Here is a 10,557-nt window from a genome sequence, read left to right as displayed (position 1 = left end):
CCCCTACCCCCTTTCCTCTTCTTTGACTCTTTATTAGCTTTGGGAAGGAATAAATTCGCCTTCTGACGATTGTTGTAAATTACTAATTTCTGGTCTTGGTGTTTCTTGATATATTTCCCATTCTTGCCACAGTAAAGCAGATAAATGCACTATGGCAAGAATTAGGGTCGCCACCGAAATCAGATAACTGTGGATTGTGTAAAGGTGTTGGATAGTAACTGTGTTAATGACTCCACCCCCAGTTAGGATCTCGCGCAGTTGTCCACCAATAAAAGGAATAGCTTCGATGGTTCCTAATTCAATGTTAAAACGCCAGTATCCTTCCTGAGTCCAATCTAAAATCATCGCTGTCCAATTCAGCCCGATCGCACTTAGGGTCAACAAAATCCCACTAATCCAAGCAGCCAGCCAACTCTTGCGAAATTGCCGTCCTAAAAACATCACCACAATTTGAATCAGAGCGATCGCAATTACTGCGTTACCAGCAATATCATGCGCTCTCCAAAACAACCACCCGTATGGCAGTTGTGTATTAATCATCTTCAATGAGTTATAAGCTCCGCCTGCTGTCGGTTCATAGTAAAAAGAAAGCATTACTCCGGTAGAGATATAAATTAAGCACAAAGTCAGAATCACGACCGATATTATCGTCGCTACTCGTCGCAAAATCTTATCGAACTGGGTGCTTTGCATAGCTCACCCCTCCTGTTTTTAATTAGGTATTTATTACTATTATGATTTTAGCTAAGAAATTTTAATAAATATTGCATTACCCAAATAAAAATATAGTTTTTTAAATCAAATATATAACACCATTCTTGATGAGCTAAAGGCGCGGAAATAAACATACCATTTTAAATGGCGCAAGAGCTTGGAATACAATACTTTTGACTTTTGCCTTGCGGTACTGGCCCGCCTCAGACTTAAGTCTGAGGCTAATAGCCCAAGTCCACTCAAGTGGACTGAAATTGTTTACTAGCCGTTTTTAGACGATAGCCTAACAATGAATTACTAGGGAATTGTTGGGACTAGCGTCAGATATCAGTTAAATCAAATATTGCACCCAAGCTTTTAAGGGTTCTGGTGAACCATACCAAATCCCAGGACTTCTCGGAGAATGCCTCACACCTTCAATCACCAGATTTTCTGCCCCTTCCAGGTGAGCAGCTTCAATGGGTGTGATTCCATCTCCCCAAATGTTGCCTTTACCACAGGTTAATTGGTAACTATTGTAGGCTAACCAGCTACCGCGCCGTTTTTGTCCAAAGATAGTTTTGCCAGCCACACAAACGTAATTAACGTTTTTGTAAAAAGCTCCTGGGTAGTTATTGGTTACAAAATCTAGATTGGAGCGCGTCCAGCGTTCTTGACTAATATGAGGTGTACCCAAGGTGATGAGAGTAGCAATCAGGGGATGCCCTTCCCAGAGAGATGGTTTAACGTTACCGCGTCCTAAATAAGGCTTTTCTCCCATGTAGATGCGGGATATCCAACCTCCTGCTGAGTGAGCAATCAAGTTAATTTGAGTCGCATTATGTTGCTCTAATGTATGCTTGATTGTAAGATTGAGTTGTTGCAGAATTGGCGTTACAGGTCTTCCTCCAATAGTGGGTAGCCAGTCACGCCGTCGCAGTGGTACTGTAACGGTTGGAAAATCTAACTGTTGTAAGGATTGTTCTAGTTGGCGGTAAGCGATCGCGCTTTCTAGATATCCAGGTACAATAACTGTCGGTAACGGCATTTTAAATTTTGGATGCAACGATTGATCAGGGTTTAAGCTTTTTTGACGAAGAAGTAGTCATAAGTCAAAAGTTAGAATTGCGATCGCACAACTGACTCTTTTTATAAAAACCTAAATAGCTCTGATTGGGTTTAGGGCTAGAATTTCAATAAAATTGTACAATTTGCAACAGATTTAGGGACTGCTGATGTGGTAGTATTTTCGCATAGGGGCTAGTCTTGGATAAGTAAGTGTGCCATCTGTTACAGAAGCATAGTTGAGTGGAAAACAGGAAAAAACAAAGCAACTTCAAGAGATGTTGTTATCTGCTCATACTTGTGCTTTCAGTTAAACTTTAATAAATATCCGAGATATTAATTTTAATTGTGTGCGTCATAACAATAAGAAAAGAAATCAAAAGTAGTAGTTTTTAAAATATCTCTTTAGCAAGCTCAAATTGGAACACATGATACAGCGTCATTGATCAATTAAAAACTTGAATAAATGGCAATTTTGGCGTTTTTATTGCCAGGATACGAAGTTATTATTTCCTTAGTAGGATGCATATCTCGCAGTATCTTGCAAGATAATCAAAAAGAGAAAAACGCTAGTCAACTGCAACTGAGCCGAGTGAACGATAACAGCTATGTCTTACGTCTCCCTGTTTAGAAATATACCAGAACTCTTAAGCCAGCCAATTGGGATAGCAGCTATAGCTTCTCTTGGCATCCACGGTGCGATCGCGATGATTGTACCATTGATGCCTATGGATTCTAGCAAACCCAAAGATACAGCATCATCAAAAACCGTCGGACTTTTGGAATTGAGCCAAGCCGACCAAAGCCGTTTGCCGCAAAGCACGCCGCAAGTTGGTTTACAACAACTTCCTCCAATAGCGCCACTATCTCCTCCCAACTTTAGCGCCCAAACTCTATTGCCCCCAGTGGCGCCAGCGCCATCCAGTCAGCTAGTACTGCCTCCGCTACCCGCATCATCGAATAACTATCGAGTTTCTTCCTTGCCTACAAGGCAGTCTTTGCGGATGATTCCTAGTGATAATTTGCGATTTGACGCCTCTAAATTTGATAGTTCTAAATTCAATAACAGCCCTAAATTCAATACCAGCCCTAAATTTTCTCCATCAGCTTCTCCTGTAAATGTCAGTGACACCAAATACGAAGCACCTCAGCCTCTGGCTGTAAATAGATTACCAGAATTGCAATCGCAGAAAATACCTGATGATATTCTGCAAAATGCCCAATCTCCGAATCTACCTGGCACTAGCCCTATTACAACAGCACAGGTAAATACGACACCACAAATGGCGCAATCAGTTAATGATGCGTCTAGAATTGCTCAAAGCCCGTTGATAAATTCTCTAAAACAAGCTCCAAGGGCTGGGAATAGCTTAACTTTAATTAGAGGAACCGCGTCACAAGCACCCAATTTATCTGCCAAAGGAACTCAACTGGCTATAGCACAGCTAGACTCCTACGCAAACCTGAGAAAAGAAGTCCAGCAACAATACCCCGACGCTGAACAAAAACCAGTCATCCGCCAAACGTTACCCACGAAAAAGCCAAATCTTGAAGGTGCTGTTTTGGGTGTATTAGTAGTAGATCCTGATGGTAAGGTCTTAGATATCAAGTTTCAAGACAAGTTAGTTTCCCCGGACTTGAAATCAGAAGCAAGGGAATACTTCAATAAGCAATCCCCCAAGGGAGATAAACGGATTAGTTCCTATCCATTTAACCTAAGTTTCCAAAACAACATTAGCAACACCACTGGGACTAATCAATTATCTGCACCGGGAATCAATAATAATCAGCTTACCCCCAAACCATTTCCTGAACTGCGAATCAGAAATAATCAGCCTGCTTCCTCATCAACTGGTATTCTTAAACCATTAGCTGCACCAGAACTTAATGGCAATCAGCCTAAGTTCTCACCAACAGCTGCTCCCAAACCATTATCTGAACTGCAAATCAGAAATAACCAGCCTGCATCCTTTCCAACAGGTACTCTTAAACCATTATCTGCAACGGGAGTCAATAGCTATCAACCTACGACTTCACCAGCAGTTACTTCTAAACCATTCCCTGAACTGCACATCAGAAATAACAAGCTCACGCCTTCATCTGCGGCTACTACTTCCGAATCATTATTGTTGCCAAGAGTCAATAAGAGTCAGCTTACACCCTCTACTGAATCGGATGGAAAATTAGTAGAACAGTTGCGTGAATTGAAGGAAAACAGACAAAAGTCTAATCCAGAAAAATAATCACCAGATGGTTATTTTAGATTAAGATACAAGCTCAATGGCACAGCCATTTGAAAGCTAGTGCTTTCTGACCATTGGCATAGTTGCTTTTTATTCAGCCCACCCCAGGTTATAAAGTACGGGATGGGCTGATTTTTATTGGCAAGTGACTAAACTGTTGGTTTTTTAGGTGTTAGTGTTGAGCCAACACCTAAAGCAGCAAAGGATAGTAAACCTAAAACTGAAGCGGGTTCGGGAACACTCTTTACCAGCCTTGTTCTGCATTCTGAAAAACGTAACCAGCTACCTCCAGAATCTCCTCAGAACTTAACTTGCCTTTAAAAGCAGGCATGGCATTTTTACCATTTTGTACTTGGTGGATAATCGCCTCGATTGAGTCGCTATCATAATTTTCTAAGTACTTTAACAATGCTTCCTTTTTCAAGGTTTTCTGGCTAATAAGGATGTTACCGCCACCTATATGGCAAGAAGCACAGTTAGCCTCGAAAATTTTAGCACCGTTAGATATTTCGGCAGCTAGTGCTGGACTAATGAATGTCAAGTTGAATAGAGCGATCGCCCACAGTAGAATTAATAAAAGTATTCTCAACAGAATTTCCTCGCAACAAGCCTCCAGCAAGAGTATAAACGCGATTAATGCCTGATTAAGTCAAGTTTGATCAAAATTGGCGGTAACGAGTTTACCCCTCTATTGCCACAGGTTACTTAGCGTCTTAGGGGAGGATAAGACTCGTTACCGCCATTTATCCATTATATGCGTCACTCTAGGAGTGTGATGTGTTGCTATGAGCTAATTTCAGAGAATAAAAGCTCAGAAAATCATCTTTCTTGTGTGAATGAGGATGTTTCTAGCCTTGGACAGTGATTATACCAATCATGCCAGCACCACGGTGAGGTTCGCAGTAGAAAGTGTAGTCACCAGCAGGTGCGTCTGCGGGGAAGGTGGTTGTTTCCTTTTGACCAGCACTCATCAGCAAATTCTTATGAGACAGAGATTTTGCTAAAGTGGCGTCCTTAGATGGGTTTTTGGCAGCATCAAATACAACATTATGGGGAGGAACTTTATTGTTCACCCATTCAATTGTATCACCTGGTTTAATTGTCACCTTTTGTGGTTCAAATGCCAGCATTCCTTTATCGCTTCCCAATTTCACCTTGTAGGTTTCAGCCGAAGCACTGGGAGTAAAAACAGCAAAGCTGCTAACAACTAAAAGGATTGTCAACACGGTTAAACTAAGGCGTCGCCAGCTTGCCGAAATCAATTTCATAGCTCTCTCCTAACAAACAATTTTTTTTCCTTATCTCATTTTAAATAAAATCAACGCCAAAGTATGACAATCTGTCATAGATACATTTTTTTTTTACAATAGGGAGAAATTTATTGCAAAAAGCTGTGCAATCAGTAATAAATACTAGACTGCGATAGCCCAAAAAGCTTGTGAATAAAGGTAAACAGTAAAATAAGAGATTTTTATTTATTCTTTAGGAATATTTTGGCTTTTGAAGAATTTTTTGTGACCCAACCAGGAATATTTTGTGCTGCTGCAAGAACGAAAGCAGCTAAAATTTGGTGAAAACTGGGGAATGGGGAATGGGGAATAAGGAATGCCATACCCTATGCCCTATGCCCTATGCCCCAATGACTCAGCACTAATTCCAGGATTTAGTAATAGATTTTTCCGCCTCCCCACTTAGTGCCAACGATTTTGGGTTGTAAGAGAATATGACCGGCGATCGCCTCCAAGTCTTCATCTGTCAGATTTCGCATTGCTGTGAAAATATCTGCACTTTTGATACTAGGGTGGATTTCGGAAATCTCTTCTTCCCCGTCGTAAGTAGTAGGATTTTTCAGGTAATCCACCAAGCCTTCAACGTTGTTACGGTTGGGTGTTGCCAGTGCCAGGTCTTCTGGAGTGAGTCCTACGTTCTGATTTGTTTTGGTAACTCCCCCAGCATGACATTGGGCGCAAGCGTAATTAAATAAACGTTTGCCTTCTTTGACTTGTTTAAGGCTAAGTACGACAGTATCATCCTGAGCATTTAATGGCACTGTCCGGGTAGCTTTGTCGAGTTCCACTGCTGTCGCGCTACCAACAAGCAACTGAAACGAGAGTAAAACAGTAACCACAACAACGCCAATTAGTCTTTTAAACATGTTTCCCCTTAAAGATTTTGACGCTCAACACAGCTAAGAAAGCGATTCTCAATCTCCAAGCTGCTAATTGCTAATGACTCATTGTTTTTTATCATTAGCTATCAGTGATTAGCCAAAGTCCGAGATAACCCTTTAGGTGACCTCGCGATCATCGCCCATCGAGTCGCTAGTACCTTTTGGGCGTATTTCAGACGATATTTGGGAAATAATTGCCTTTGCATCTTCTAACGCCAAACGAGTCTTTTGGTGTTTGTAAGGAATTCCCAGTTGGTTGCACAGAGAAAACACTTTTTCTACAGGAATGCTGTAGTCGGCTGCTATCTCTGCGATTGATAGGTCTGCAAAACCCATAATGCTTGTTAACTGATAGATAGAGATTGAGTCGCTGTAATACCAATATCACGTTAGGAGTGCAATTTGTTGCCCAAAATACTGTTTGGGAATCGGGAGAGGGAAAGAGGGTAGGGGGAGCAGGGGGAGAACTTTTAACTCTTGACTAATACATTTAGGAAAATTAACGAAAAACTGCTGCATCATGAAGATGAAAGTGGTATTAACCATGCTATAGACAATCATCCTTTGGTAAAATCCGTTCGCCTCCCAAAAGTCCTGCTGCTAACAAAAATGCGATCGCAACTGGATATTAAGCTACCTGCCACGGTGTAGCGTAGTTAACTACTGTCAATAATGACGATCGCGATCGCCAATCCCAAAAAATTAAGTAATCTTTTCTTGACCACAGACAAATAACAGTCTTTATTCTTACTTGTACCTTGTGTTATTAAGGAGTGATGTTTTACTTATTTGAAATTTTGGTTGAAAATTGCAAGTTAAAATAACGAAAACTTATCAAGAATGCTGATGGAAGCATACTGAGTTTCTCGACAACCGGATTTATGTCAGGATGTTTTACTCATAAACATACATTATGGATTTTGTTCAGATTGAAACAACTGCGCCACTGACTCTGGAAATTCCCCAGATTGCCTTACCGCCCACAGCACTTTCTCCAACCTCTCGAATTCCCAAGGATGCGATTCGCACTAGTTTAAAAGCTTCCACTACAGATTCTGTCTTAGCAACGGTTTACTCTCTTGGAACTGGCGGGATTTTACTGAGCAATTTTTTGGTGGAATTGGGTGCTAGTCCAGTGGTATTTGGGATGCTGTGCTCTATCCCCATGTTGGTCAATCTTATTCAGCCGTTGGGTGCTTACTTGTCTGAACGTAGCACCAGCCGCTTTCAATATTCTCTTCGGACACACGGAATTGGTCGGTTGCTATGGCTGGTTCTAGTAATCGCTATTCTCGGCTTCAAGTTGGGCGTGATTAATACTCACCAGTTAGTGATATTGACACTCTTGATTGTTCTATTCAGCAATCTTTTGGGAGGACTAGGAGCGGCATCGTGGCTAAGTTGGGTAGCAATGATAGTTCCCCGGCAATTGCGAGGCAGGTATTTTGGGATACGCAATAGTGCTGCTAGCCTCACCAATTTGGTTTGCGTACCAATAGCCGGTCTAGTTGTATCACATTGGTATGGTGGAAGTATTCAAGGCTATGGGGTGGTTCTGCTGGTAGGTATAGTGTTTGGGATTGTGGGATTGGGCTGTCAATATTTCCAGGTGGATATGAATCCGCAATTGCAGAACACTTATTATGGCAAGTTACCTCAAACAAATGAGATTGAACAAGAGGCAAGGGAGCAGGGAGCAGGGAGCAAGGGGGATAGAACAGAAAGAGATTTCACCCTACCTGTTGCGCCAGCTTCCAGCATCTGGAAAAACTCTAACTTTTTGAGATTTTTGCTGTATTTCAGCTTCTGGGGGCTTGCTGTTAACCTCAGCAGTCCTTTTTTTAACCTTTATATGCTCGACACGCTCGATTTAGACGTGAGCTATGTAACTATCTACAACAGCCTTCAAGCGGGGGCAACTTTGCTGATGCTCATCGTGTGGGGCAAATTAGCAGACAAGATAGGTAATCGTCCCATCCTGATCTGTATTGGGATTTTGGTTGCAGCCACACCACTGCTTTGGCTGGGGATTGGTGCTGATCGCCTTGACATTTGGTTATGGTTACCCCTGTTACACATCTTGGCTGGAGGTACTTGGGCGGCGATTGACTTGTGTAATAACAATATACAATTGGCGATCGCACCAATTAAAAATCAGTCTATCTATTTTGCGATCGCAGCTGCCGTTGCTGGAGCGAGTGGTGCTTTAGGCACAACTATAGGCAGCTTCATCGTCCAATTTGCTCAGTTTGGAGGCTTACTGGGGTTGTTCGCCCTCTCTAGTCTATTTCGACTAACAGCGCTTATCCCACTACTTTTTGTCAAAGAGCCAGAGAGAGCATGAGGAAGATAGGGGGATGAGGTAGTATTTTCTCCCCCTGCTCCCTCTGCTCCCCTTGCTTTATTCTGCGGCGGAAGAAGTCAAGGACATTGTTTCCCACAACACCATCTGAGGTGTTGTTAGTACAGGCTGGTGTAGGGCAATCAGCTGGGCTAGGGTGTTCTTTAATTGGGTACGGGGTACGATATCATCAACAAAACCGTGCAGGAGTAAATCTTCAGCAGTCTGGAAATCATCGGGTAGTTTTTCCCGCAGGGTTTGCTCAATCACTCGCCGACCGGCAAAACCAATGGTTGCCTTGGGTTCTGCCAAAATGATATCGCCCAACATTGCAAAGCTAGCGGTAACGCCGCCCGTTGTGGGATTGGTTAAAACTGGAATATATAATAATCGGGCGTCTTTATGGCGCTGTAGGGCTGCGGAGATTTTCGCCATCTGCATCAGGGAGAGCATTCCTTCTTGCATCCTCGCGCCCCCAGAGGTGCAGACGATAACTACAGGATACCGTCGTTGAGTGGCTTGCTCAATCATGCGGGTGAGTCTTTCTCCCACGACTGAACCCATGCTACCACCCATGAAGCGGAAGTCCATAACACCAAGGGCAATGGGCAAACCATTAATTTGACCTAAACCAGTTTTAACCGCGTCTATTAAGCCAATTTTCTCCTGCATTTCCCGCAAGCGATCGCTGTAAGGTTTGCGATCGCGAAATTCCAATGGATCGCTTGGACGCAAATGCTCGTCTAGCGGTTTCCAGGTATTATGATCTATCAATTGACGGATGCGCTCATCGCTGTCTACCCGATTGTGATGACCACATTCAGTACAAACCATCTGGTTGGCTTTTAGGTCTTTTGTATATGCCAACACACTGCATTTAGAACATTTATGCCATAGCCCATCAGCAATTTCACGTTCTTGGCGTTCGAGGCTGGTAGTTCCTGACTTCCGTCGATTTGCAAACCAATCAAATAGAGACTTTAAACCGCGTGATTCTTCGTTGTTAGCCATTTTTTATTTTATTTTAAGTGGGTATGAGGTCGAAAACATGTCAAGCCGTATCGGATTATCCTTAGCCTTTCGTCATTTGTCTTTATTAATGACCCTTCAGGTGACGCTCTTACGTCGCTAACGCTGCGCTAACGCCAGTTGCTCATGGGGGTAAACCCCCTTGGCGCTAGCCTCTCCCTTTGGGAGAAGACCGCACTGGCTCATTAATCGCTACATCGTCAAACTAAGCTTTTAAGCAATTCAGACTTTAATTTTCATCTTTGGTTGCCAGCTTAACGAAAATACTTATGCCAATACAAGTCCTTGCTCTTTTTTCAGCAGACTTAATTATATGGACATACTGACAAAGCCATGAGAATACCAACCTCCAAATAAGATGCTTTCTCCCTCCTACCCAAATCAATGATTTGTATTACTACGTTATGACCAATCAGCATCTGTTGCACTAGTTATGATTGCCAACGGTTAATCGTCGTTAACGGATTACGGAAGTCCCCACCTTCTCTGCAAGACGCTAACGCGAACAATGTATTCATAAGGTGGAGATTATGAGCGGCTGATGATGACGATTGCATCCAGGATATATAAGGAATACCGATTTCTCGGATATTATAGTTAGTGTCTTGACCATCAATGCCACAAGCGAAAACCAAGCTTATAGATATATGTTGCAAGAAAACCCTTCTTTACGGGACGCTACGCGTAGCTTGCTTCTCCGTTCGCCCAGCGTCCCGTAGGGAAGGAGTAGGGCAGAGCTATGGGTAAAAGATTTGGGTCTTGGAAATCAGGATTTCTGCCCTTGGAGGGATGTCAGACCAATAGAACTACGGAGTTCTCTTGGGTATTCCCGATGAATTGGGAGAGCCACATCAGTCTAGACGCCAGGGTAGTTCACAAGGGTAATACAAGTCACAAGCTGAATATTATCAAAATATCAAGGGTAGATGGGGTAATGCTGGTTACAGTCACAAATTATAACTATTTCTTATATAAGGGCATCGGGCATTGGGAAGAGGCAGAGGGGCAGTTCTTGC

At 42.6% G+C, this 10,557-nt stretch carries 11 protein-coding genes; 4 read left to right on the top strand and 7 right to left on the bottom strand.

The features are described 5' to 3' along the window. Nucleotides 1–33 precede the first annotated feature (33 nt). Both ACFE90_RS30955 and ACFE90_RS30950 read right to left on the bottom strand, forming a co-directional pair. Nucleotides 34–693 (bottom strand): cytochrome b N-terminal domain-containing protein, encoded by a 660-nt coding sequence (locus ACFE90_RS30955; protein ID WP_375506168.1) that lies wholly within the window; start codon nucleotides 691–693, stop codon nucleotides 34–36. A 352-nt stretch (nucleotides 694–1,045) separates the two neighbouring features. Continuing rightward, the gene (locus ACFE90_RS30950; RefSeq protein WP_375506167.1) at nucleotides 1,046–1,741 is read right to left on the bottom strand and encodes an esterase/lipase family protein; all 696 of its coding nucleotides are present in this window, start codon (nucleotides 1,739–1,741) and stop codon (nucleotides 1,046–1,048) included. A 625-nt stretch (nucleotides 1,742–2,366) separates the two neighbouring features. Here ACFE90_RS30950 and ACFE90_RS30945 point away from each other — a divergent pair. After that, nucleotides 2,367–4,001: a hypothetical protein gene (locus ACFE90_RS30945; protein ID WP_375506166.1), complete on the top strand. Its 1,635-nt coding sequence runs from the start codon at nucleotides 2,367–2,369 to the stop codon at nucleotides 3,999–4,001. A 244-nt stretch (nucleotides 4,002–4,245) separates the two neighbouring features. Here ACFE90_RS30945 and petJ read toward each other — a convergent pair whose 3' ends face one another. The 4 genes from petJ to ACFE90_RS30925 all read right to left on the bottom strand — a co-directional run bounded on the left by petJ (nucleotide 4,246) and on the right by ACFE90_RS30925 (nucleotide 6,507). Then, nucleotides 4,246–4,590 carry a cytochrome c6 PetJ gene (gene petJ, locus ACFE90_RS30940; RefSeq protein ID WP_375506165.1) on the bottom strand — a complete coding sequence of 115 codons (345 nt, stop codon included), beginning with the start codon at nucleotides 4,588–4,590 and terminating at the stop codon, nucleotides 4,246–4,248. 259 nt (nucleotides 4,591–4,849) lie between these two features. After that, nucleotides 4,850–5,269 (bottom strand): plastocyanin, encoded by a 420-nt coding sequence (petE, locus tag ACFE90_RS30935; RefSeq protein WP_375506164.1) that lies wholly within the window; start codon nucleotides 5,267–5,269, stop codon nucleotides 4,850–4,852. Between the two features lie 395 nt (nucleotides 5,270–5,664). Next, entirely contained in the window at nucleotides 5,665–6,156 is a 492-nt protein-coding gene (psbV, locus tag ACFE90_RS30930) for a photosystem II cytochrome c-550 (protein WP_375506163.1), read from the bottom strand. A 132-nt stretch (nucleotides 6,157–6,288) separates the two neighbouring features. Next, the gene (locus ACFE90_RS30925) at nucleotides 6,289–6,507 is read right to left on the bottom strand and encodes a hypothetical protein (protein ID WP_100899960.1); all 219 of its coding nucleotides are present in this window, start codon (nucleotides 6,505–6,507) and stop codon (nucleotides 6,289–6,291) included. Nucleotides 6,508–6,648: 141 nt separating this feature from the next. On the opposite strand from ACFE90_RS30925, the gene ACFE90_RS30920 reads away from it, so the two are divergent. Then, a complete protein-coding gene (locus tag ACFE90_RS30920; RefSeq protein WP_375506162.1) occupies nucleotides 6,649–6,822 on the top strand; it encodes a hypothetical protein in 174 nt (57 codons plus the stop codon). 262 nt (nucleotides 6,823–7,084) lie between these two features. Continuing rightward, on the top strand, nucleotides 7,085–8,515 hold the full coding sequence (locus tag ACFE90_RS30915; RefSeq protein ID WP_375506161.1) for an MFS transporter: 1,431 nt from the start codon (nucleotides 7,085–7,087) through the stop codon (nucleotides 8,513–8,515). 57 nt (nucleotides 8,516–8,572) lie between these two features. On the opposite strand, the gene accD is transcribed toward ACFE90_RS30915, so the two are convergent. Then, nucleotides 8,573–9,523, bottom strand: coding sequence for an acetyl-CoA carboxylase, carboxyltransferase subunit beta (gene accD / locus ACFE90_RS30910; protein WP_375506160.1), 951 nt, complete (start codon nucleotides 9,521–9,523; stop codon nucleotides 8,573–8,575). Nucleotides 9,524–10,280: 757 nt separating this feature from the next. Here accD and ACFE90_RS30905 point away from each other — a divergent pair. Further along, nucleotides 10,281–10,557, top strand: a 277-nt coding sequence (locus ACFE90_RS30905; RefSeq protein ID WP_375506159.1) for a hypothetical protein, incomplete at its 3' end; no start/stop codon positions are given.

Origin of the sequence: uncultured Nostoc sp., from assembly GCF_964245445.1 — a bacterium.
In the GTDB taxonomy this organism is placed as follows: Bacteria; Cyanobacteriota; Cyanobacteriia; order Cyanobacteriales; family Nostocaceae; genus Nostoc.
Note: the sequence above shows the minus strand (reverse complement) of the source record. Positions and strands in the feature narration are given on the sequence as shown.

Bases quoted from the DNA above. Each gene is read 5' to 3' on its own strand.
- ACFE90_RS30950 (WP_375506167.1), bottom strand. From the start codon at position 1,741: ATGCCGTTACCGACAGTTATTGTACCTGGATATCTAGAAAGCGCGATC.
- petE (WP_375506164.1), bottom strand. From the start codon at position 5,269: ATGAAATTGATTTCGGCAAGCTGGCGACGCCTTAGTTTAACCGTGTTG.
- ACFE90_RS30925 (WP_100899960.1), bottom strand. From the start codon at position 6,507: ATGGGTTTTGCAGACCTATCAATCGCAGAGATAGCAGCCGACTACAGC.
- accD (WP_375506160.1), bottom strand. From the start codon at position 9,523: ATGGCTAACAACGAAGAATCACGCGGTTTAAAGTCTCTATTTGATTGG.
- ACFE90_RS30955 (WP_375506168.1), bottom strand. From the start codon at position 693: ATGCAAAGCACCCAGTTCGATAAGATTTTGCGACGAGTAGCGACGATA.
- psbV (WP_375506163.1), bottom strand. From the start codon at position 6,156: ATGTTTAAAAGACTAATTGGCGTTGTTGTGGTTACTGTTTTACTCTCG.
- ACFE90_RS30945 (WP_375506166.1), top strand. From the start codon at position 2,367: ATGTCTTACGTCTCCCTGTTTAGAAATATACCAGAACTCTTAAGCCAG.
- ACFE90_RS30915 (WP_375506161.1), top strand. From the start codon at position 7,085: ATGGATTTTGTTCAGATTGAAACAACTGCGCCACTGACTCTGGAAATT.